Source organism: Novosphingobium chloroacetimidivorans, from assembly GCF_014204535.1.
Lineage (GTDB): Bacteria > Pseudomonadota > Alphaproteobacteria > Sphingomonadales > Sphingomonadaceae > Novosphingobium > Novosphingobium chloroacetimidivorans.
Genome location: NZ_JACHLR010000015.1, coordinates 88,323 through 109,314, shown reverse-complemented (window position 1 = coordinate 109,314; position 20,992 = coordinate 88,323). Strand labels below are relative to the sequence as shown.

At 64.8% G+C, this 20,992-nt stretch carries 31 protein-coding genes; 5 read left to right on the top strand and 26 right to left on the bottom strand.

Annotated elements, in window-relative coordinates; all coding sequences use genetic code 11:
• Window positions 1-46: 46 nt before the first annotated feature.
• On the top strand, window positions 47-1,498 hold the full coding sequence (locus HNO88_RS16240; RefSeq protein ID WP_184247841.1) for an aromatic ring-hydroxylating oxygenase subunit alpha: 1,452 nt from the start codon (window positions 47-49) through the stop codon (window positions 1,496-1,498).
• A gap of 200 nt (window positions 1,499-1,698) precedes the next feature.
• On the opposite strand, the gene HNO88_RS16235 is transcribed toward HNO88_RS16240, so the two are convergent.
• The 25 genes from HNO88_RS16235 to rpsL all read right to left on the bottom strand — a co-directional run bounded on the left by HNO88_RS16235 (window position 1,699) and on the right by rpsL (window position 16,716).
• The gene (locus tag HNO88_RS16235; protein WP_184247838.1) at window positions 1,699-2,157 is read right to left on the bottom strand and encodes a hypothetical protein; all 459 of its coding nucleotides are present in this window, start codon (window positions 2,155-2,157) and stop codon (window positions 1,699-1,701) included.
• Window positions 2,158-2,569: 412 nt separating this feature from the next.
• Complete coding sequence (gene rpmD, locus HNO88_RS16230; RefSeq protein WP_184247835.1) at window positions 2,570-2,746, bottom strand: 50S ribosomal protein L30; 177 nt, start codon at window positions 2,744-2,746, stop codon at window positions 2,570-2,572.
• A gap of 6 nt (window positions 2,747-2,752) precedes the next feature.
• Window positions 2,753-3,520 (bottom strand): 30S ribosomal protein S5, encoded by a 768-nt coding sequence (gene rpsE, locus HNO88_RS16225; protein WP_184247832.1) that lies wholly within the window; start codon window positions 3,518-3,520, stop codon window positions 2,753-2,755.
• Window positions 3,521-3,522: 2 nt separating this feature from the next.
• The gene (gene rplR / locus HNO88_RS16220; protein WP_159870564.1) at window positions 3,523-3,861 is read right to left on the bottom strand and encodes a 50S ribosomal protein L18; all 339 of its coding nucleotides are present in this window, start codon (window positions 3,859-3,861) and stop codon (window positions 3,523-3,525) included.
• A complete protein-coding gene (rplF, locus tag HNO88_RS16215) occupies window positions 3,861-4,394 on the bottom strand; it encodes a 50S ribosomal protein L6 (RefSeq protein ID WP_184247829.1) in 534 nt (177 codons plus the stop codon). Before rplF ends, rplR begins: the two co-directional genes overlap by 1 nt.
• Window positions 4,394-4,789 (bottom strand): 30S ribosomal protein S8, encoded by a 396-nt coding sequence (gene rpsH / locus HNO88_RS16210; protein WP_159870558.1) that lies wholly within the window; start codon window positions 4,787-4,789, stop codon window positions 4,394-4,396. Before rpsH ends, rplF begins: the two co-directional genes overlap by 1 nt.
• Before the next feature lie 12 nt (window positions 4,790-4,801).
• Entirely contained in the window at window positions 4,802-5,107 is a 306-nt protein-coding gene (rpsN, locus tag HNO88_RS16205; RefSeq protein WP_184247826.1) for a 30S ribosomal protein S14, read from the bottom strand.
• A 28-nt stretch (window positions 5,108-5,135) separates the two neighbouring features.
• Window positions 5,136-5,723, bottom strand: coding sequence for a 50S ribosomal protein L5 (rplE, locus tag HNO88_RS16200; protein WP_184247823.1), 588 nt, complete (start codon window positions 5,721-5,723; stop codon window positions 5,136-5,138).
• Entirely contained in the window at window positions 5,716-6,036 is a 321-nt protein-coding gene (gene rplX, locus HNO88_RS16195; RefSeq protein ID WP_184247820.1) for a 50S ribosomal protein L24, read from the bottom strand. Before rplX ends, rplE begins: the two co-directional genes overlap by 8 nt.
• The gene (gene rplN, locus HNO88_RS16190) at window positions 6,036-6,404 is read right to left on the bottom strand and encodes a 50S ribosomal protein L14 (protein WP_159870546.1); all 369 of its coding nucleotides are present in this window, start codon (window positions 6,402-6,404) and stop codon (window positions 6,036-6,038) included. The genes rplX and rplN overlap by 1 nt, the downstream gene beginning before the upstream one ends.
• Before the next feature lie 112 nt (window positions 6,405-6,516).
• A complete protein-coding gene (rpsQ, locus tag HNO88_RS16185; RefSeq protein ID WP_159870543.1) occupies window positions 6,517-6,804 on the bottom strand; it encodes a 30S ribosomal protein S17 in 288 nt (95 codons plus the stop codon).
• 11 nt (window positions 6,805-6,815) lie between these two features.
• Window positions 6,816-7,019 carry a 50S ribosomal protein L29 gene (rpmC, locus tag HNO88_RS16180; RefSeq protein WP_184247817.1) on the bottom strand — a complete coding sequence of 68 codons (204 nt, stop codon included), beginning with the start codon at window positions 7,017-7,019 and terminating at the stop codon, window positions 6,816-6,818.
• Window positions 7,019-7,453: a 50S ribosomal protein L16 gene (rplP, locus tag HNO88_RS16175; RefSeq protein WP_159870537.1), complete on the bottom strand. Its 435-nt coding sequence runs from the start codon at window positions 7,451-7,453 to the stop codon at window positions 7,019-7,021. Before rplP ends, rpmC begins: the two co-directional genes overlap by 1 nt.
• A 35-nt stretch (window positions 7,454-7,488) precedes the next feature.
• Window positions 7,489-8,184 carry a 30S ribosomal protein S3 gene (gene rpsC / locus HNO88_RS16170; protein ID WP_184247814.1) on the bottom strand — a complete coding sequence of 232 codons (696 nt, stop codon included), beginning with the start codon at window positions 8,182-8,184 and terminating at the stop codon, window positions 7,489-7,491.
• 3 nt (window positions 8,185-8,187) lie between these two features.
• A complete protein-coding gene (rplV, locus tag HNO88_RS16165) occupies window positions 8,188-8,565 on the bottom strand; it encodes a 50S ribosomal protein L22 (RefSeq protein WP_159870531.1) in 378 nt (125 codons plus the stop codon).
• A complete protein-coding gene (rpsS, locus tag HNO88_RS16160) occupies window positions 8,565-8,843 on the bottom strand; it encodes a 30S ribosomal protein S19 (protein ID WP_058737548.1) in 279 nt (92 codons plus the stop codon). Before rpsS ends, rplV begins: the two co-directional genes overlap by 1 nt.
• 6 nt (window positions 8,844-8,849) lie before the next feature.
• Complete coding sequence (rplB, locus tag HNO88_RS16155; protein ID WP_184247811.1) at window positions 8,850-9,686, bottom strand: 50S ribosomal protein L2; 837 nt, start codon at window positions 9,684-9,686, stop codon at window positions 8,850-8,852.
• A 4-nt stretch (window positions 9,687-9,690) separates the two neighbouring features.
• Window positions 9,691-10,005, bottom strand: a complete 315-nt coding sequence (locus HNO88_RS16150) for a 50S ribosomal protein L23 (protein WP_058737546.1) — start codon at window positions 10,003-10,005, stop codon at window positions 9,691-9,693.
• Entirely contained in the window at window positions 10,005-10,649 is a 645-nt protein-coding gene (rplD, locus tag HNO88_RS16145; RefSeq protein WP_184247808.1) for a 50S ribosomal protein L4, read from the bottom strand. The genes HNO88_RS16150 and rplD overlap by 1 nt, the downstream gene beginning before the upstream one ends.
• A gap of 4 nt (window positions 10,650-10,653) precedes the next feature.
• Window positions 10,654-11,409 carry a 50S ribosomal protein L3 gene (rplC, locus tag HNO88_RS16140; protein ID WP_184247803.1) on the bottom strand — a complete coding sequence of 252 codons (756 nt, stop codon included), beginning with the start codon at window positions 11,407-11,409 and terminating at the stop codon, window positions 10,654-10,656.
• A gap of 293 nt (window positions 11,410-11,702) precedes the next feature.
• The gene (rpsJ, locus tag HNO88_RS16135; protein WP_159870500.1) at window positions 11,703-12,014 is read right to left on the bottom strand and encodes a 30S ribosomal protein S10; all 312 of its coding nucleotides are present in this window, start codon (window positions 12,012-12,014) and stop codon (window positions 11,703-11,705) included.
• 204 nt (window positions 12,015-12,218) lie between these two features.
• Window positions 12,219-13,409 carry an elongation factor Tu gene (gene tuf, locus HNO88_RS16130; protein WP_184247800.1) on the bottom strand — a complete coding sequence of 397 codons (1,191 nt, stop codon included), beginning with the start codon at window positions 13,407-13,409 and terminating at the stop codon, window positions 12,219-12,221.
• 91 nt (window positions 13,410-13,500) lie between these two features.
• On the bottom strand, window positions 13,501-15,585 hold the full coding sequence (gene fusA / locus HNO88_RS16125; RefSeq protein ID WP_184247797.1) for an elongation factor G: 2,085 nt from the start codon (window positions 15,583-15,585) through the stop codon (window positions 13,501-13,503).
• A gap of 141 nt (window positions 15,586-15,726) precedes the next feature.
• Window positions 15,727-16,197, bottom strand: a complete 471-nt coding sequence (gene rpsG, locus HNO88_RS16120; RefSeq protein ID WP_159870491.1) for a 30S ribosomal protein S7 — start codon at window positions 16,195-16,197, stop codon at window positions 15,727-15,729.
• Window positions 16,198-16,344: 147 nt separating this feature from the next.
• Window positions 16,345-16,716 carry a 30S ribosomal protein S12 gene (gene rpsL / locus HNO88_RS16115; RefSeq protein WP_159870488.1) on the bottom strand — a complete coding sequence of 124 codons (372 nt, stop codon included), beginning with the start codon at window positions 16,714-16,716 and terminating at the stop codon, window positions 16,345-16,347.
• Between the two features lie 471 nt (window positions 16,717-17,187).
• On the opposite strand from rpsL, the gene HNO88_RS16110 reads away from it, so the two are divergent.
• Window positions 17,188-18,876 carry a putative glycosyltransferase family protein gene (locus HNO88_RS16110; protein ID WP_221420059.1) on the top strand — a complete coding sequence of 563 codons (1,689 nt, stop codon included), beginning with the start codon at window positions 17,188-17,190 and terminating at the stop codon, window positions 18,874-18,876.
• Between the two features lie 134 nt (window positions 18,877-19,010).
• Window positions 19,011-19,532: a MarR family transcriptional regulator gene (locus HNO88_RS16105; protein ID WP_184247791.1), complete on the top strand. Its 522-nt coding sequence runs from the start codon at window positions 19,011-19,013 to the stop codon at window positions 19,530-19,532.
• 60 nt (window positions 19,533-19,592) lie between these two features.
• On the opposite strand, the gene HNO88_RS16100 is transcribed toward HNO88_RS16105, so the two are convergent.
• Window positions 19,593-20,195, bottom strand: coding sequence for a response regulator transcription factor (locus tag HNO88_RS16100; RefSeq protein ID WP_184247788.1), 603 nt, complete (start codon window positions 20,193-20,195; stop codon window positions 19,593-19,595).
• Window positions 20,196-20,376: 181 nt separating this feature from the next.
• Between HNO88_RS16100 and HNO88_RS16095 the strand changes: the two genes are divergently transcribed.
• Together HNO88_RS16095 and HNO88_RS16090 are read left to right on the top strand one after the other, a co-directional pair.
• Window positions 20,377-20,712: a DUF4286 family protein gene (locus tag HNO88_RS16095; protein WP_184247784.1), complete on the top strand. Its 336-nt coding sequence runs from the start codon at window positions 20,377-20,379 to the stop codon at window positions 20,710-20,712.
• A gap of 43 nt (window positions 20,713-20,755) precedes the next feature.
• Entirely contained in the window at window positions 20,756-20,941 is a 186-nt protein-coding gene (locus HNO88_RS16090) for a hypothetical protein (RefSeq protein ID WP_184247781.1), read from the top strand.
• Window positions 20,942-20,992 lie beyond the last annotated feature (51 nt).

Sequence of the window (20,992 nt, the reverse complement as noted above, 5' to 3'; positions counted from 1 at the left end):
AGCGCTCGACACAAGAGCGCCTGCGCGGCCTGCATGGGAGATGCCAATGAACAAGCCCGAGACGTTCGCCGTGCCGAACATCACCGCGCAGGACATGGATGCGGAGCGCCTGGTCACCTACCCGACCGAGGCGTTCCTCTCGAAGGATTATGTCGAGGCGGAGAAGCGCCTGCTCTGGCCCAAGATATGGCAGATGGTCGAGCGCGAGAGCGACTTGCCGAACCCGGGCGACTGGCTGACCTACAACGTGGCCGAGGAGTCGATCATCGTCCTGCGCAAGGACGATGGTACGCTCAAGGCGTTCCACAACGTGTGCCCGCACCGCGGCCGCCAGCTCGTCAGCGTCCCTGACTTCCTGCCCAGCGCCACGAGCGCGCACAAGACGCCGGTTCACGACGTGCGCGGCTCTAACCGCAAGAACTTCATCTGCGGCTTCCACGGCTGGACCTTCAACCTGGAGGGGGAGAACACCTACATCCTCGACCCTCAGGACTGGGGCAACAAGCTGACGCCCGAGATGACCTGCCTCTCCGAAGTTCAGGTCGATACCTGGCAGGGCTACATCTACATCAACATGGACCCGGACGCGCCTTCGCTGAAGGACTGGATGGGCCGCGCGGGCGAGATCCTGTCGCACTTCGACCTGGCTGGCATGCAGTACAAGTGGCGCCAGTGGGCGATCTACGAGTGCAACTGGAAGACCGCGATCGAGGCGTTCCTGGAACCCTACCATGTCGCCGGCACGCACACGCAGCTGCTCGCCTATGGTGATTATTACGCCTTGTCCAAGCAGTATGGCCTGCACTCGGTGTCGAGCTACGACACGCGCGACTCCAAGTTCCAGATGAGCGAGAGCGCGGGCACGACGCGCGCCGGCAAGGGCGACGATCCGCGCGTCTCCACCTACGAGTTGATCCGCGAAAACTACGAGACGGTGAACTACTCCGCCTCGACGGAGACGCTGGTGAATGCCGCGAGCCGCCTCAAGGACGAACTGCCCGAAACCGCTACGCCGCAGGAGTGCATCGCGCACTGGATCAAGTCGGCAAAGGCGGACGATGCCGCGCGTGGCGTGATCTGGCCCGAGGTGCCGCCAGAGATCAAGAAGGAAGGCGGCCTCGCCTGGGGTCTGTTCCCCAATCAGAACATCCTCCACGGCGAGACTTTCGCGCTGTGCTATCGCGTCCGGCCTTACGGCGACGATCCCAACAAGTGCGTGTTCGAAAGCTATGCGCTGGAGCGCTTCCCCGAGGGCGAGGCGCCGGAGACGCAGTGGGTCTATGCCGAACCCACCGGTGAGAACTGGGGGGCGGTCCTGGCGCAGGACTTTTCCAACATGGAGTTCGTGCAGAAGGGCATGAAGTCGTCCGGCTTCCGCGGCCCGCTGCCGAACCCGCATCAGGAGCAGAAGGTCATCAACCTTCACCGCAATCTGGCGGAGTTCATGGAAGGGCGAGGGGCACCAAGCCTGATCGGCAACCGGACGCAGCTAGACTGAGCCTCTCTCGTTTGCCCTCTCCCCTCGTGGGGAGAGGAGAGCGAAGCTTGTCCCGCCGGGGATTAGCGCAGCTTGGAGGGGGGGGCTTTGATGCTCCAAGGCCACGCGCTCCTCGCCAACGCCGCCCAGGAAGCAAGCTTTCCAAGCCTGCGTATCCTCGCTCCATCCGGGGCAAGGGAAGACCCGCAACTCGCCCGATTTCAATGCAGCGCATGACGCCGGCCGAGAGCTCTTGGACGTCCCGTCGTCCGCTCGTATGACGCGGTGCTTGCCAGCGCATCGGCCAAGGCGCCGACCAGTGCAAGCGTGGGAGAGGCGCCCGCGCCGGACGCCTCGTGCGCACTGCCGGGAAGAGCGACGGTGGCAAGGCTCTGCCCGTCGCTGCCGCGGGACAGCAGGAATCCCGCACCTGCCTCCAGCATCGTCATGATCGCCGTTTCGCAAGCGCCGGCGTCGATCAGCGCTTCGACCCTGGCAACGCCGATCGGCCGCAGTCCATCGATCAGTGACCGGGCCGGTGCCACCAGCAGCAACGCGTTGATCTCGCGCACGCGATCCTGAGCCTCGTCGCCTTCGCTGACGGCGCAGCACAGCGACAGGTCGCGCAAGGCGTCGAGCCACTCGCCGTGCGCGAGCATCCCGCTATTCCGCTCTGGCATGCGTCATCGTCCTCAGTCTTCCTGAAGTAAGCCGTAGCGGCCCAAGGCTGACGAAGCGCGAAGTCGCGCCTGCGTACTCCTACGGGGAGCAGGAAGGTCGCAGAAAGGTCGCGACTGCGGGGCAATAGGACTTTGGCAGCTCGCGTGCTGCTCGGCATGCAGCGGCCGTCCAGACGCGCTTGCGTCAGTTCTCCAGTGGCAATGGGTTCGTGGAAGGAGCAGACCTTGACCTGCGTGATGCCTTTGAGCGCCAGCAGTCGCCCCCAGCTTCCACATATCGTTCGGCTCCCGCTTTCATGCAGGTCGATCAGGGTGGACGCGCGATAGGGACCGTTGCGGCAGCATAAAGCTGAACGAAAAAACCCCGACCTTGCGGCCGGGGCTATTTCGTTCACATCGGCGGATCGTGTGATCAGTCGACGATCTGCACCATGTGCGGCAGGCGGGCGATGGCGCCACGCACTTCCGCGGTGTCCTGGAGCTCGACGACGCGATGCATCTTGCCCAGGCCTAGGCCGATCAGAATCTTCCTCTGAGCTTCCGGGCGACGGATCGGCGAGCCGATCTGCTTGATCTTGATGGTAGCCATGATCGATTACTCCGCGATGGCTTCGGCAGCGGCCTCGGCCTCCACCTCAGAAGCGCCACCGCGGCCAAGCAGGTCGGCGACCTTCTTGCCGCGACGCTGAGCGACCGACTTCGGCGAAGTCTGGTTGGTCAGCGCGTCGAACGTGGCGCGGATCATGTTGTAGGGGTTGGAGGTGCCGACCGACTTGGTCACCACGTCGTGCACGCCCAGGCTCTCGAACACGGCGCGCATCGGACCACCGGCGATGATGCCGGTACCCGCAGGCGCGGTGCGCACGTTGACCTTGCCGGCGCCGAAATGGCCCTTGCCGTCGTGGTGCAGGGTGCGGCCTTCCTTGAGCGGAACGCGAACCATCTTCTTCTTGGCCGATGCGGTCGCCTTGGTGATCGCCTCGGGCACTTCGCGCGCCTTGGAGTGACCGAAGCCGACGCGGCCCTTGCCGTCGCCCACTACGACCAGCGCCGCGAAGCCGAAGCGCTTGCCGCCCTTCACCGTCTTGGAGACGCGGTTAATGTGGACGAGCTTCTCGATCAGCTCCTCGCCACCTTCATCGTCGCCGCCGCGCCCACGACGGTCGTCACGACGACCACCGCGATCGTTGCCGCCACGACCGCCACGGTCGTTGCCGCCACGGCCACGGTTGCCGCCGCCCGGACCACGTCCGCCGCGGCCGCCACCCTGGCCCTGGTAGCCGCCACCGGCGGCCGGAGCATTGTCAACACCCTGGGGTGCCTCAGCCGCGATGGGCTGCTCGTTGTTGTTCTCGTCTGCCATGATCAGAACTCCAGCCCGCCTTCACGGGCGGCTTCGGCCAGCGCCTTGACGCGGCCGTGGAAGAGGAAACCGCCGCGGTCGAACACGACAGCGGTGACGCCGGCAGCCTTGGCCTTCTCGGCCAGCTGCTGGCCCACGCGGGTCGCGGCTTCCATGTCGGTGCCCTTGGCGCCAAGCGTGTTGGCAGCTGCGAGCGTGCGGCCCTGCGCGTCGTCGATGATCTGCGCGTAGATGTGACGACCGGTGCGGTGCACCGACAGGCGAGGGCGGCTGCCCGAACGCGCGCGCAGCGACGTGCGGACGCGGCGCTTGCGGCGATCGAAGAGGTTGAGCTTGGCCATTACTTCTTCTTCCCTTCCTTGCGGAAGATGTACTCGCCACGGTACTTGATGCCCTTGCCCTTGTAAGGCTCGGGCTTGCGCCAGCGGCGGATCTCGGCCGCGATCTGGCCGACCTTCTGCTTGTCGTTGCCGGAGATCTCGATCGTGGTGTTGTCCGGCGTCTTGATCTCGATGCCCTCGGGCACCGCGATGTCGACGTCGTGCGAGTAGCCGAGCTGCAGCTTCAGGGTCTTGCCCTGGGCGTTCGCGCGGTAGCCGACACCGGTAATCTCGAGCGTCTTGGTGAAGCCCGTGGTGACGCCTTCGACCAGGTTCGACACGAGCGTGCGCTGCATGCCCCAGAAAGCCCGTGCTTCCTTGGTGTCGTTGGCCGGCTTCACCAGGATGCCGCCGTCGTCGAGCGTGTAGCTGATCTCGTCACGCATGGTGAGGGTGAGGGTGCCCTTGGGGCCCTTCACCGAGAGGATGCCATCCTTGATGTCGGCGGTGACGCCGCTCGGGATGGCAACCGGACGCTTGCCGATGCGGCTCATCAGAAGACCTCCGCGAGCACTTCGCCGCCGACGTTCTGGCTGCGTGCTTCGGCATCCGAGAGCACGCCGCGCGGCGTCGAGACGATGGTGATGCCAAGGCCGTTGCGCACGATCGGCAGTTCCTTGGAACCCGAATAGACGCGGCGGCCAGGCTTGGAAACACGAGCGATGTGCTTGATCGCAGGCTCGCCCTCGAAATACTTCAGCTCAATGCGCAGCTGCGGGTGGGCACCGGTGGCGTCATCGCTGAAGCCGCGGATGTAACCTTCGCGCTGCAGCACCTCGAGCACGCGCGAACGCAGCTTCGAGGCCGGCGACAGGACGGAGTCCTTCTTCGCCTGCTGGCCGTTACGGATGCGGGTGAGCATATCACCCAGGGGATCGGTCAAAGCCATTTCAGATAATCCTTACCAGCTCGACTTGACCAGACCGGGGATCATGCCCTTGTTGCCAAGGTTCCTGATCTCAATACGGTTGATCCCGAACTTGCGGTAGAAGCCGCGCGGACGGCCGGTCGTGGCGCAACGGTTGCGAACCCGGGTCGGGTTGGCGTTGCGCGGGATCTCGGCCAGCTTGAGGCGGGCGATCAGACGCTCCGTCTCGTCGAGCGACTCATCGTCGGCAACCGCCTTGAGGGCGGCGTACTTGCCGGCATACTTCTTGACGAGCTTCTTACGACGCTCGTTCTTGTTCACGGAACTCAGTTTCGCCATGGACTTAAGCTCTCTTACCTAAGACCGCTCACGCGGCCTGCTTCTCTTCTGCGGCCGCTTCGGGGGCCGGGAACGGAAAACCGAACAAACGCAGCAGCTCGCGCGCTTCGTCGTCGGTCTTCGCCGTGGTGGTGACGATGATGTCCATGCCACGCACCTTGTCGATCTTGTCGTAGCTGATCTCCGGGAAGATGATCTGCTCCTTCAGGCCCATGGCATAGTTGCCACGGCCGTCGAACGACTTGGGGTTCAGGCCACGGAAGTCGCGGATGCGGGGCATCGCGATCGTGACGAGACGGTCGAGGAACTCGTACATGCGCTCGCGGCGCAGGGTCACCTTGCAACCGATCGGCATGCCCTCACGCAGCTTGAACTGCGCGATCGACTTACGAGCCTTGGTGATCACGGGCTTCTGGCCTGCGATCGCCTCCATCTCGGCAGCGGCGGTCTGGACCTTCTTCTTGTCCTGGCTCGCCTCGCCCACGCCCATGTTGAGCGTGATCTTATCGATCTTGGGGACTTCCATCACGTTCTTGTAACCGAACTTCTCGGTCATCGCCTTCGCGATCTCGGCCTCGTACTTGCTACGAAGACGCGGGGTGTACTTGTCAGCCATCGATCGTCTCTCCGGACTTCACGGCCACGCGGACCTTCTTGCCGTCCTTGGTCTCGAACCGCACGCGGGTCGCCTTGCCGTCCTTGGGATCGGCGAGGCCGACCTTGCTGATCGCCATCGGCGCCGGCAGGCGGTCGATGCCGCCCTGCGGGTTGGTCTGGCTCGGCTTGCGGTGACGGGTCATAACGTTGACGCCCTCGACCACGACCTTGCCATCCTTCGGCATGACCTGGATCACGGTGCCGGTGCGGCCCTTGTCCTTGCCCGAGCGAACGACGACGCTGTCGCCCTTCTTGATCTTAGCGGCGGCCATTACAGCACCTCCGGCGCAAGGCTGATGATCTTCATGAAGCCACGGCCGCGCAGCTCGCGGACCACGGGGCCGAAGATACGAGTGCCGATCGGCTCCTCGTTCTTGTTGATCAGCACGGCAGCATTGCTGTCGAAGCGGATCACGCTGCCATCGGCGCGACGCACGTCCTTGCGGGTACGCACGATCACCGCGCGGTGAACGTCGCCCTTCTTGACGCGAGCGCGCGGCTGCGCCTCCTTGATCGACACCACGATGATGTCGCCGACGCCTGCGGTACGACGCTTAGAGCCACCCAGCACCTTGATGCACTGGACGCGCTTAGCGCCGCTGTTGTCCGCGACGTCGAGATTGGATTGCATCTGGATCATCGATCCGGTTCCTTCTCAACGGCTTGCCGGAACCAGTCCGGCAGTTCCAAAAAATCTCTCGTGACCTGCAAAACGAGGGCAGGGCGCCGAGGGATCGGCGCCCATACCCACTTTAGCGGGCGTTGTCCACGTCGAGGTTCGCCTCGATCGCGGTGCCCTTGCTCGCCTGCAGGCGATCGAGCACCTTCCACGACTTGGTCTTGGAGATCGGCTTGGTCTCCTCGATGCGAACGCGCTCACCGGTCTGGTAGGCGTTCTCTTCGTCGTGGGCATGGTACTTCTTCGAGCGGCGGATGATCTTCCCGTAGAGCGGGTGCTTCACCTTGCGCTCGACGAGCACGGTCACGGTCTTGTCGGTCTTGTCGGAAACCACGGTCCCCGTCAGGATACGCTTGGGCATCGTTGGTCTCCTTACTTCGCCGCGTCGGCAGAGCGCTGCGTCTGCAGCGTCTTGATCCGGGCGATGTCGCGACGCACTTCCTTGATCCGGGCCGGACGCTCGAGCTGGCTCGTGGCGGCCTGGAAACGCAGGTTGAACTGCTCGCGCTTCAGATCGGACAGCTCATCCTTGAGCTGGTCGTCGGTCTTGGTGGACAGGTCTTCGAACTTGGCCATCACTCGCCTCCCAGGTGGGTCGTGTCGCCGAGGCGAGCGACAACCTTGGTCTTGATCGGCAGCTTCATCGCGGCGCGGCTGAAGGCCTCGGCGGCGAGGGGACCGGCAACGCCGTCCAGCTCGAACAGGATCCGGCCCGGCTTGACGCGGGCGGCCCAGTATTCGTTGGCACCCTTGCCCTTGCCCTGGCGGACTTCGGCGGGCTTCTTCGAAACCGGCACGTCGGGGAACACGCGGATCCACAGACGTCCCTGACGCTTGATATGGCGGGTGATCGCGCGGCGAGCCGCTTCGATCTGGCGAGCGGTGATCCGCTCCGGTTCCAGGGCCTTGAGGCCGTAGGAACCGAAGTTCAGATCGGTGCCGCCCTTGGCGAGTCCGTGAATGCGGCCCTTGAAGGCCTTCCGGAACTTGGTCTTTTTCGGTTGCAGCATGGTGCTAACTCTATCCTAAGCTCAGCTGGCCCAAATCAACGGGCAGGGCGGACGCCGGAGGTTTGAGCCTCCATCATCAGGCGTTCCTGCGCCGTCGGATCGTGGCCCAGGATCTCGCCCTTGAAGACCCAGACCTTGATGCCGATGATGCCGTATGCGGTCAGCGCTTCGGCGTCGGCGTAGTCGATGTGCGCACGCAGCGTGTGAAGCGGCACGCGACCTTCGCGGTACTGCTCGACGCGGGCGATCTCAGCGCCGCCGAGACGGCCCGAGCACATCACCTTCACGCCCTCTGCGCCAAGGCGCATCGCGGACTGCATCGCGCGCTTCATGGCGCGGCGGAACGCGACACGGCGGATCAGCTGATCGGCAATGCCCTGGGCGATCAGCTTGGCATCGACTTCCGGCTTGCGGATCTCGACGATGTTCAGCTTCACGTCGCTCTTGGTCATCGCGGCGAGCTGCTTGCGCAGCTTCTCGATGTCGGCGCCCTTCTTGCCGATGATGACGCCCGGACGGGCGGCATAGATCGACACGCGGCACAGCTTTGCCGGACGCTCGATCACCACCTTGGAGATCGCTGCCTGGGGCAGGGTCTCGATGATGAACTTGCGCATCTTGAGGTCTTCCTCAAGCAGCGTGCGGTAGCCTTCGCCTTCGGCGAACCAGCGGCTGTCCCAGGTGCGGTTGATCTGCAGGCGCAGACCGATGGGATTGGACTTGTGACCCATGGCTCAGGCCTCCTCGACTTCGCGAACGACGATCCGAAGGCGCGAGAACGGCTTCAGGATCCGGGTCGACTTGCCGCGGCCACGAGCGTGGAAACGCTTCATGACGATCGACTTGCCAACCGAAGCCTCGGCCACGACGAGCGCGTCGACGTCCAGGTTGTGGTTGTTCTCGGCGTTGGCGATCGCCGAAGCGAGAACCTTGCGAGCCTCGTCGGCCATGCCCTTCTTCGAAAACGCCAGGATGTTCATGGCGTCCTCGGCGCGGCGGCCGCGGATCAGGCCGGCAACGAGGTTGAGCTTCTGGGCCGAACCACGGATCGTGGTGTTGACGGCCAGAGCCTCCTTGTCGCCGACGCGACGGGGTGCAGCTTGCTTGCTCATCAGCGCTTGCCCTTCTTGTCGGCAGCGTGGCCGGGGAAGCTGCGGGTGGGCGCGAACTCACCGAGCTTGTGGCCGACCATGTCCTCGTTCACCGCGACGGGGATGAACTTGTGACCGTTGTAGACCTGGAACGTCAGGCCCACGAACTGCGGGAGAATGGTGGAGCGACGCGACCAGGTCTTGATCGGACCAGCGCGGGTGCCGGCATCCTGCGCGACTTCGGCCTTCTTGAGAAGGTAGAGGTCGACGAAGGGGCCTTTCCAGACGGAACGTGCCATCGTGACTTACCTCTTCTTCTTGGCGTGACGCGAACGGATGATCATCTTGTCCGTCTGCTTGTTGTGGCGAGTGCGAGCACCCTTGGTCGGCTTGCCCCAAGGCGTAACCGGGTGACGACCACCCGAGGTCCGGCCTTCGCCACCACCGTGCGGGTGATCGACCGGGTTCTTGGCGACACCGCGGGTAAGCGGGCGACGGCCCATCCAGCGCTTGCGACCGGCCTTGGCGAGGGTCTGGTTGGCGTTGTCGGGGTTCGACACCGCACCCACCGTGCCCATGCAATCGCCGCGCAGGTAGCGCTGCTCGCCCGAGTTCAGGCGGACGATGACCATGCCGCGGTCACGACCGACGACCTGCACGTAGGTGCCTGCCGAACGGGCGATCTGGCCGCCCTTGCCGGGCTTCATCTCGACGTTGTGGCAGATCGTGCCGACCGGCATCTGCGATAGGAGCATCGCGTTGCCCGGCTTCACGTCGGTCTTCTCGCCGGCGACGACCTGGTCGCCCACGGCCAGGCGCTGCGGCGCCAGGATGTAGGCCAGCTCGCCGTCCTCGTACTTGACGAGGGCGATGAACGCCGTGCGGTTGGGATCGTACTCGAGCCGCTCGACGGTTGCCGGCGCATCCCACTTACGACGCTTGAAGTCGATGTAGCGGTACTTCTGCTTGTGGCCGCCGGCGATGCCGCGCGAGGTCACGTGACCCTTGTTGTTGCGGCCGCCGGTCTTGTGCTTGCCTTCGGTCAGCGCCTTGACAGGCTTGCCCTTGTGCAGGCTCGACTTGTCGACGAGGACCAGGCCGCGGCGGGCGGGGCTCGTCGGGTTGTATTGCTTGAGTGCCATCGGATCAGCCCCGTACGCCTTCGGTGATGTCGATCGACTGGCCCTCGGCCAGCGTGACAATCGCCTTCTTCACGTCGCTGCGACGGTATTCCTTACCGCGCCAGCGCTTGGTCTTGCCCTTGACGACGATCGTGTTGACGCCGGTCACCTTGACGGAGAACAGCGCTTCGACCGCAGCCTTGATCTCGGGCTTGCTTGCCTTGTCCGCCACCTTGAAGACGACGGCGTTGTGCTCGGAGAGCATCGTCGACTTCTCGGTGATGTGGGGCGAGAGGATCACGTCGTAGTGACGGACATCCACTTGCTGGTTCTTAGCCATTATTCAGCCACTCCCGCGGGGGCGGCGAAGCGCGCCTCCAGCTTCTCGACAGCGGCGCGGGTCAGCACCAGCGTGTCATGCTTCAGGATGTCGTAGACGTTGGCGCCGAGAGCCGGGAGCACGTTGACGCCGACGAGGTTGCCGGCGGCGCGCGCGAAGGTCTCGTTCACGGCCTCGCCGTCGATCACCAGGACCTTCTTGCCCCAGCCCGCATTGGCGAACTGACCGGCGAGGGTCTTGGTCTTGGCATCGGTGACGTCGAGCGTGTCGACCACGATCAGCCCGTTCTGGGCCTTGGCCGAGAGCGCCATCTTCAGGCCGAGTGCGCGGACCTTCTTGTTCAGCGAGGGGTTGAACTCGCGGCGACGGGCGCCGTGAGCCTTACCACCGCCGATGAACACCGGGGCAGCGCGATCGCCGTGACGGGCGGTGCCGCCGCCCTTCTGGTTGCCGAACTTCTTGCCGGTGCGGGCCACGTCCGAACGCTCGCGGGTGGCGCGGGCGATGCCACGGCGCTTCTCGAGCTGCCAGGTGACAACGCGGTGGAGGATGTCGGCGCGCGGCGCGAGGCCGAACACGTCATCCGAGAGCTCGACTTCGCCGTTGCCGGTCGAACCATCGAGATTGAGGACCTGTACCTTCACTTGATCAGCCCTCCTGACCTTCGGTCGCCTCAGGCGCCGCGGTCACGTCCGCGGGCGTCTCGGCAGCCGAGTCATTGCTGTTGGCGGCCTGCTTGAGGCCGGCGGGGTAGGGCGCTTCCGCATGGCGAGCGACCTTGACGGCGTCCGAGACGGTCAGCCAGGCGTTCTTCGAGCCGGGCACCGAGCCCTTCACGAAGATCAGCCCGCGCTCGTCGTCGACGCGGACGATCTCGAGGTTCTGCTGGGTACGCTGACGGTCGCCCATGTGGCCGGCCATCTTCTTGTTCTTGAAGACCTTGCCCGGATCCTGGCGGTTGCCGGTCGAACCGTGGGCACGGTGCGAGATGGACACGCCGTGGGTGGCGCGCATGCCGCCGAAGCCCCAGCGCTTCATGGCGCCCTGGAAGCCCTTGCCCTGGGTGTGGCCGGCAACGTCGACCAGCTGGCCGGGCACGAAGTGCGAGGCGGCGATGGTGGCGCCGACTTCGAGGACGGCGTCGTCGGCGACGCGGAACTCGGCGACACGCTGCTTGAGCGAGACCTGCGCCTTGGCGAAGTGTTCGCGCTGCGGCTTGGCAACGTTCTTCTGCTTCGCTTCACCAGCACCCAGCTGGACGGCGACGTAGCCGTCGACATCGGTGGTGCGGACAGAAACGACCTGATTGTCTTCGAGTGCCAGGACGGTAACGGGCACGTGCCTGCCGTCTTCCTGGAACAGCCGGGTCATCCCGACTTTCTTTGCGATCACGCCGGTGCGCATGACCAGTCTCCTCACAGAGGCCTGCCGAGACCATCCCGACAGGCGTGTCCAGCCCTGGTGCGATGCGTGCCCCCGTCCGGGCTGGGTGCTCCCTGACAAACCCGAAGGGCCGTACGGAAGCGAGACGGGGGACGCATTCCCGAGAGACGTGCTCCCGGAGGTATCCCTTGTGTCCGCGGCGGCTAGGTCGCCGTGGCTCTGTCTCGTAGCAACTGGGTTGCCAGAGCCGGACTCGAGGAGTCCGGAAGGAATGTGGCCGTTAGACCAAAACTCTTGCGTCGGCTAGTCGCGAATTACGCGAGCTTGATCTCGACGTTCACGCCGGCGGCCAGGTCGAGCTTCATCAGCGCGTCCACGGTGGCGGCGTTCGGCTGCACGATGTCGAGCAGGCGCTTGTAGGTACGGACCTCGAACTGCTCACGCGACTTCTTGTCGACGTGAGGACCACGGTTGACCGTGAACTTCTCGATCTTCGTCGGCAGGGGAATGGGGCCACGGATCAGGGCGCCGGTGCGGCGGGCGGTGTCGGCGATCTCGCCGGTCGCCTGGTCGAGCACGCGATGATCGAACGCCTTGAGGCGGATGCGGATGTTCTGAGCTTCCATGTCCCTACCGATGAGAAAGAGCAAAGGGGCCTGTGCCCCGGAGAAATTCGAAGCGCGCCTTTACGTGTGTGAGAGGATTCGCGCAAGGGGTGATTGGGAGAATATCCTCTCCCCGACGGGGAGAGGAGGGCTCACACCAAAAAGCCCGGCCTCCTTTCGGAAGCCGGGCCTCTTGTTCAGGTCAGACCCGAAGAGCTGTGAAGCTTACTTCGTGATCTTGGCAACCACGCCCGAACCCACGGTGCGGCCGCCTTCGCGAATGGCGAAGCGCAGGCCGTCGTCCATGGCGATCGGCGCGATCAGCTTTACCGAGATCGTGACGTTGTCGCCGGGCATGACCATCTCGGTGCCCTCGGGGAGGATCACTTCGCCGGTCACGTCGGTGGTGCGGAAGTAGAACTGCGGACGGTAGTTCGCGAAGAACGGCGTGTGACGGCCGCCTTCTTCCTTCGACAGCACGTAGACTTCGGCGTCGAAGTCGGTGTGCGGGGTCACGGTGCCGGGCTTCGCCAGAACCTGGCCGCGCTCAACGTCTTCACGCTTCAGGCCACGGACCAGCGCGCCGATGTTGTCGCCGGCTTCACCCTGGTCGAGCAGCTTGCGGAACATCTCGACGCCGGTGACGACGGTCTTCTGGGTGTTGCGGATGCCGACGACTTCGACTTCCTCGCCAACCTTGACGATGCCGGTCTCGACGCGGCCGGTGACGACCGTACCACGACCCGAGATCGAGAACACGTCCTCGACCGGCATCAGGAAGGGCTTGTCGGTCGGACGGGGCGGCTGCGGGATGAAATCGTCGACAGCCTTCATCAGCTCGAGGATCTTCTCCTTGCCGATGTTCTCGTCGCGGCCTTCCAGAGCGGCCAGGGCCGAACCCATGACGATGGGGATGTTGTCGCCATCGAAGTCATACGACGAGAGCAGCTCGCGCACTTCAAGCTCGACGAGCTCGAGCAGCTCGGCGTCATCGACCTGGTCGACCTTGTTCATGAACACGACAAGCTGCGGCACGCCGACCTGGCGGGCGAGCAGGATGTGCTCGCGGGTCTGCGGCATCGGGCCGTCAGCTGCGTTCACGACCAGGATCGCGCCGTCCATCTGGGCAGCACCGGTGATCATGTTCTTCACGTAGTCGGCGTGGCCCGGGCAGTCGACGTGCGCGTAGTGGCGCGCTTCGGTCTCGTACTCTACGTGCGCGGTCGAGATCGTGATGCCGCGCTCGCGCTCTTCGGGAGCCTTGTCGATGTTGGCGAAGTCAACCGCTTCACCGCCGAATGCTTCGGCCATGACCTTGGTGATGGCAGCCGTCAGCGTGGTCTTGCCGTGATCGACGTGACCGATGGTGCCGATGTTGCAGTGCGGCTTGTTCCGCTCGAATTTAGCCTTCGCCATTGTTCAAACCTTCTGTTCGCTTGATTTTGGTTCTGTGGGAAATGAGCGACGCCCACTGAAACAGGCGCCGCCCCTAGAATGATCTCGCCGCTTAGGCAAGCTTCTCCTTGACCTCGGCCGCGACGTTCGCCGGGACCTCGTCGTAGTGGGAGAAGAACATCGAGTAGTTCGCACGGCCCTGCGTGAACGAGCGCAGCTGGTTCACGTAGCCGAACATGTTGGCGAGCGGGACCATGGCCTCGACCACCTGCGCGTTGCCGCGGGTGTCTGTGCCCTGGATCTGGCCGCGACGGCTGTTCATGTCACCGATGACGTCGCCCAGGTACTCTTCCGGGGTGACGACTTCGACCTTCATGATCGGCTCGAGCAGCTTGATGCCCGCCTTCGACGCCACTTCGCGCATTGCACCGCGACCGGCGATTTCGAAGGCGAGAGCCGACGAGTCGACGTCGTGGTACGAACCGTCATAGAGGTTGATGTCGAAGTCGATGATCGGGAAGCCGACCAGCTGACCCGAGGCTGCCGTCTCGCGCATGCCCTTCTCGATCGCGGGGATGTATTCCTTCGGAATGTTACCGCCCTTGATCTCGTCGGTGAAGGTGATGCCCGAACCGCGCTCGCCCGGCGTGACCTTGACCTTCACGCGGCCGAACTGACCGGTACCGCCTGACTGCTTCTTGTGGGTGTAGTCGACGTCGACCGGCTTCGCGAGGTACTCGCGATAAGCCACCTGCGGCGCACCCACGTTGGCCTCGACCTTGAACTCGCGACGCATGCGGTCGACGATGATGTCGAGGTGAAGTTCGCCCATGCCCTTGATGATCGTCTGGCCCGATTCGTGGTCGGTCGAGACGCGGAACGAGGGATCCTCGGCCGAGAGACGATTGAGCGCGACGCCCATCTTCTCCTGGTCGGCCTTGGTCTTGGGCTCCACCGACAGCTCGATGACGGGCTCGGGGAACTCCATACGCTCCAGCACGATCGGCGACCGCTCGGCGCACAGGGTGTCGCCGGTGGTGGTCTCCTTCATGCCCGCGAGAGCAACGATGTCGCCCGCGAAGGCCTCGTCGATGTCCTTGCGGTCGTTGGCGTGCATCTCGAGGATACGGCCGACCTTCTCCTTCTTGTCCTTCACCGAGTTCAGGTAGCCACCCTTGGTGAGCGTGCCCGAGTAGATGCGGATGAAGGTGAGCGAGCCGACGAACGGATCGTTCATGACCTTGAAGGCGAGGGCCGAGAACGGCGCGCCGTCTTCGGGCGGACGGCTGTCCTTCTCGTCGCTGTCCATCTTGACGCCCTGGACGTCGGGAATGTCGAGCGGCGAGGGCAGGTAGTCGACCACGGCGTCGAGCAGGGGCTGCACGCCCTTGTTCTTGAACGCCGAGCCGCAGACCACGGGCACGAACGCGTGCGCCAGCGTACCCTTGCGGATCAGCGCCTTGAGCGTCGCCGCGTCGGGCTCTTCGCCTTCGAGGTACTTCTCCATGGCATCGTCGTCCTGCTCGACCGCCAGCTCGATGAGCTTGGTGCGGTACTCGGCAGCCTCGTCGGCCATGTCGGCGGGAATCTCTTCGAAGAAGAACTCGGCGCCCAGCGCTTCGTCCTTCCAGATGATCGCGCGGTTGTTCACCAGGTCGACCAGACCCTTGAGGTCGGCTTCCATGCCGATCGGGAGATACAGCACCGCAGGGGTCGCACCCAGGCGGTCGATGATCGACTGCACGCAGTACTTGAAGTTGGCGCCGGTGCGGTCGAGCTTGTTGATGAAGCACATGCGCGGCACGCCGTACTTGTCGGCCTGGCGCCACACCGTCTCGGACTGCGGCTCAACTCCGGCAACGCCGTCGAAGCACGCCACGGCACCGTCGAGCACGCGCAGCGAACGCTCGACTTCGATGGTGAAGTCGACGTGGCCGGGGGTGTCGATGATGTTGATGCGGTATTCCTGGCCCTCGGAGGTCCAGAAGCAGGTGGTGGCAGCCGAGGTGATGGTGATCCCGCGCTCCTGCTCCTGCTCCATCCAGTCCATGGTCGCGGCGCCGTCGTGGACTTCGCCGATCTTGTAGGACTTGCCGGTGTAGTAAAGGATGCGCTCGGTGGTGGTCGTCTTGCCGGCGTCGATGTGCGCCATGATGCCGATGTTACGGTACATCGAAAGCGGATGGCTGCGTGCCATGATCTTAGTCCTTGGGTGTGCGGGGGAGAGGAACCACGCGTAAGATAGGTTCCCGACCCCTCGATTAAAAGTGTGACGCCGCGATGACGAGCGCAGCCCGGCCGAGCATCATGCCCGGCCGTCGCAGCTTACCAGCGCCGATTACCAGCGGTAGTGCGAGAAGGCGCGGTTGGCGTCGGCCATGCGGTGCGTGTCTTCGCGCTTCTTGACCGCGTTGCCGCGGTTGTTGGCGGCGTCGAGCAGCTCGCCCGACAGGCGCGCCGACATGGTCGTCTCGGGGCGGTTGCGCGCCGCCGTGATCAGCCAGCGGATGGCGAGGGCCTGGGCGCGCTCGGGGCGAACCTCGACCGGGACCTGGTAGGTCGCACCGCCGACGCGGCGGCTGCGGACCTCGATCTGCGGCGCGACGTTGGTGAGGGCCGAGTGGAACAGCTGCACCGGATCGGCCTTGGCGCGGGTTTCCATGGTCTCCATGGCGCCATAGACGATCGCCTCGGCGACCGACTTCTTGCCGTCATACATGAGGTTGTTCATGAACTTGGACAGGATGAGATCACCGAACTTGGGATCGGGCAGGATTTCCCGCTTCTCGGGACGACGACGACGTGACATTTGATTGAACTCCTTCGGAGTGCGGCAAACCCATCCGGGTTTGCCTTGCGGCACCGGCCCGCTCCCCCACCCGGCCTCCCACAAAAACCCAAGTACGGGTGTTTGGGTGGAGGAGCGGGCCGGTGCCGGCCTCAGCGCGATGAAACCTTACTTCGGACGCTTGGCGCCGTACTTCGAGCGGCTCTGCTTGCGGTCCTTGACGCCCTGCGTATCGAGCACGCCGCGCAGGATGTGGTAGCGCACGCCGGGAAGGTCGCGAACGCGGCCGCCGCGGATCAGGACCACCGAGTGCTCCTGCAGGTTGTGGCCTTCACCCGGGATGTAGGTGATGACTTCGCGCTGGTTGGTGAGGCGCACCTTGGCGACCTTGCGAAGCGCCGAGTTCGGCTTCTTCGGGGTCGTGGTGTAGACGCGGGTGCAGACGCCACGCTTCTGCGGGTTCTGCTCCATCGCAGGAACCTTCGACTTGGCCTTCTGCGGCTCGCGACCCTTGCGGATCAGCTGGTTGATAGTGGGCATTGATCTCTTCTTCCTGAAGGGAGTGCGATGGATCCGGTCCGCGCATCTCACGAGAGGTAGCGCGGAACGGACCCGTCGCACCCCGGTCCACTGGTGTGGCGAGGAGGGAGGGAAGAGAATGCCGGATGTCACGAGCGGCGACGCGACCCGGCACAAGCGCCATGTCGCATGAATTCGCCAACACGTGAGCCGAAAACGCTCCACCCGACGCACCCGCCGGATTACTTTGCCGATGCGACCGGAGGACCCCTCCCGCACGCGGCAATGTTCAGCTCTATGTCTTTCCAATCCCGTGCGAGCGGACCCACAGGGATGGGCGCCCTTAAACGGAGTCTCGCCACGGGTCAAGGTACAGGCAGCGGCGCTCGACCATCGCAAGCCGGACTTGCAGTGGCAAGGGCTGCGATGCAAGAGCCGGGTAGACATGCGAGGGTGGCGCATGGGTATTTCCGGGGACGTGCAATGAGAACGGTGGGCCAAGGCCCCGGCTACACGCAAGGCTGCGCACTGGGTCGTACGCGTGCGTGCCTGGCGCTCTGCGCACTTGCGTTCGTCATGACCCTGCCGGCGCTGTGCGGGGTGTGGGGCATGGTCGGCGACGCAGCGGTCCACTTGCGCTGGCAGGCTCAGTTCGCGCCGCTGGTGTGGCGGGGCGAGCCGTTCCCGCGCTGGCTGCCCACCATGAACGGCGCGATGGGCTCTCCCTCGTTCTTCTACTATCCGCCGTTGCTGCAATGGGGCGGCGCCCTGTTCCTGCCGATCCTGCCCGACCCGACCCAGGCGCCGCAGCGACTCGTCCTGTCGGTCTGGCTCATTGCCTCGCTGGGTGCCGTGGGCTGCTTCGGATGGCTGCGGGCGCACCGACTGGAAGCCAGGCTGGCGGCGCTCGGAGCCGCCGTCTTCGTGCTGTGGCCATATCGCGCGTTCTTCGACTTTTACCAGCGCGCCGCTCTGGCCGAGCTTGCCGGGATCAGCCTGATGCCCTGGCTGCTGATGTTCGCGACGTGGCTGCGCGACCGTCGCCGTGGCGGCTTCGCCGGCTATGCGCTGAGCGTGGGCACGATCCTCTACTGCCATGTGCCCAGCGCATTGATCGGGCTGCTGTTATCCAGCGCGTGGCTCGCGATCGCCGCCTGGCCGCGCGATGCCCGGCTGCTGGCGCGCGGCGTGGGTGCCTCGCTCGTGGGGCTGATGATCGGAGCGCCTTGTGTCGCCACGGCGCTGGGCCTGCTCGGCCTGCTGCACACGCCCGAGTTCAGCGAGCGGAACAATCCCCTGAACTGGTTGCTGTTCTCCGGCAGGCCCTGGGTCGATCCGGCCATGTACCAGATGACGATCGTTCTGGTTCTGCTTGGCACCGGCCTGGGCGTGCTGCTCTATGTGCCCGTGGCGCGCGCCACGGCTTCGAAGCACAGGCGCGAGGCGGCGATACTGCTGGGCGCATGTATCCTCGTCGCCGTTCTCAATACCGAGGCGTCGCGCTGGTTCTGGCGCTTGCAGACTCCGTTGAGCCGCATCCAGTTTCCATTCCGCCTGTTCGGGGTGCAGACGATCGTCCTCGCGGGACTGGTGGCGATCGCCGCGACCGAGATTGCCAAGCGCAAGCCGCGAAGCGCTTGGCTGCTGTGGGGCTTGATACCGGCCTTGTTGCTGGTCGACCTGGGTCTGGTCGGGGTTCAGGCGCTGCGCCAGGCGAGCAAGGACTTGCCGGGCATTGCCGAGATCCTGGCCGAGCCGGGTGACAGCTCGGAATACGTGCTGGGGCCATACCTCGGTCTGCCTGGCCCGATCGACGGGGCCATCCTGAGGGGCGCCGGCGAGGTGCGAAGCTATCGCCTCGGCTACCGCAATGTACGCATGATCGTCGACGCGCGTTCGCCGGTGGTGGTGGCGCTGCACCAGTTCAGCTTCACGGGCTGGTCTTGCCGCACCGATGGCGGGCCATGGATCGAGCCGGCCCATTCGCCGCGACCTTCGGCCATGGCAACTTGCACGGTGCCCGAAGGCCGGCACAGAGTGGAGGCCCGGCTCGAGGCGACCGGACTGGAACGCGCGGCCTGGCTCGCAGCCATGGCGGGACTGGTGCTTGTCATCGCCGGCCTGGTCCTTGGCCGCCGCCACGGTGCGCGGCATCGATGGGATCGAGCCACTCTCGCGTGATACTTACGCAATCGCCCTAGGTACCAGGAACAGGCAGAGCACCTGCGCGTAATGATCATCAAGCGCCGGTCCGTTTTCGGCGGCGCAAGCAGAAGGAAAGGTTTGCGGGGCGGCAACAAAGCGGGCGCGAGACGATGCCTAGCGAAAAACTGGAGAGGTTGACCGCAGAACTGATCGCGATAGCCGAGCAGATGCGGCGAGAGTACAGCTATCGCGAAGATCGGGGCTCCGGCGATGGCAGGATCGCCCCACCCGTTCCGGCTGCGGAGCGCGCACGCAACCAGGCGCTGGGGCGATGGGGCGAGCTTGCCGAGGGGATCTACCGCTGCCGCCGGCAGCGCGATCGCCTGTTCGGCCCGATCTTCGGCGAGCCCGCTTGGGACATCCTGCTCGATCTTTTCGTCATGGAAGCCAAGGGCATGGGCGTTCCGGTGAGCAGTGCATGCGTCGCTTCGGGCACGTCGCACTCCACCGCGCTGCGGCAGATCGACGAGCTGGTGCGCTGCGGTCTTGTCGAGCGCATTCGCGACATACACGACAGGCGCCGCACCTACCTCAGGCTGAGCGAGCAGGGGTTGCGCAAGCTCACCCTGGCGCTGGAGGCGTTCGGCGGCGAACTCCGCGTGCCGATCCATGCGACGGCAGCGCCGGGGTAGATCGCCAAGGGTTCGGCTTCGGGCCGTCCGCCGTTCACTCCTGAGCCGCCAGGGCGCAGGTCACTCGGTGATCGAGGCTTGCACGCTCATCCGGATAGCCATGAGCGCGGACTTGGTGTCCATCTTGCGCAGCATGTTGGCGCGGTGGATCTCCACCGTGCGGGGGCTGATCTCCAGCGAGTCCGCGATCTCGCGGTTGGTGAGGCCGGCCTGCAGCCTTTCCAGCACTTGCGCCTCGCGCTTGGTCAGCGTCTTGATCTTCTGCCGGGCATCCGCCGCACCGAAGCGCAAGTCGATCAGCTTGGTCAGCTGCTCGCCGGCGCCGTCCAGCAATGCCTCGATGTCGTAGCGATCGAACGGGTTGGGCAGGTAGCCGACAAGGCCCCGCAGGATGACTTGCGAACAGCGCACCGGGTCCAGCACCTGGCCATAGCCGAGCACGGGGGCCCAATAGTCGCGCTCTCGCATATCGCGCAGGATGTCTTCCAGCGCGGTGCCTTCGTCGTGAAGCAGGATCAGTGTGTCGGCCCTGCCTTGATGACGGAACTCCGCCACGCTTTCGTAGGGTTCGATGTGAAAGCGACTGCCGGCGAGCGCTTTCGAGTGCTCTGCGCGGCGACGGAAGTCGGCGTCGATCAGGGATATCGTCTTGTACCGCTTCATCCTCGTAGAACTACGTGGTTTTGCGTGACGGGTGAAGCGAAGACGTGTTCAAAGTGACACGCGTATTGCCGCCGATATGACCCGATCGGCGCCGACGCCCGCACGATCTCGCGTCCGCGGTGCTTGCCAGCGGCGGTCGCATTGCCGATGGTGCCGCCGCAATCGAGAGGAGGCCGCAAGAATGGTCAAGATGAGGATGATCGCGCTCACCACGCCCAAGCCGGGCCGCGAGCAGGAATTCCACGACTGGTACAACAACTGCCACTTGCCGGAGCTGGTCAACCAGTTTGGCTTCGCGCAGGCAAGCCGGTGGGAACTGGTCGCCAAGCTGATGGGCTCCGACACCAATCCCTATCTCGCCATCTACGAGTGGGAAGCCGAGGATCCGATGGCGTTCCTGGGCCAGATGGGCGAAGCCGCACAAAGCGGCAAGCTGACGCAAAGCGACGCGCAGGATTTCGGCACCTGCTACACCGCCGTGTTCCAGGCGCTCGGCGATCCGGTGCTGCCAAGCTGAGCAAGGGCGAGAACCTTAGGCGAGCGGGAACGTTGTCACCGGCATGAGCCCGCTTGCCGAACGCCAGACCGCCCGCTCGCTTGTCCGCATCGGCAAGCGCGTGATCTTGAAAGCCGAAGTGGACGTGACCCCCGCCGGTCTGCTCGGTATTGCCGGCCTGGTCGGCGGCATCCTGCTGTCCACCACCGTGCTCGTCGTCGCCACGATCCGAGCGTCTCAGGGGCGGTGACGGCTGGTCCGGCCATCTGACCCGCAGAGATGCATCGGGCGCGGCATCATT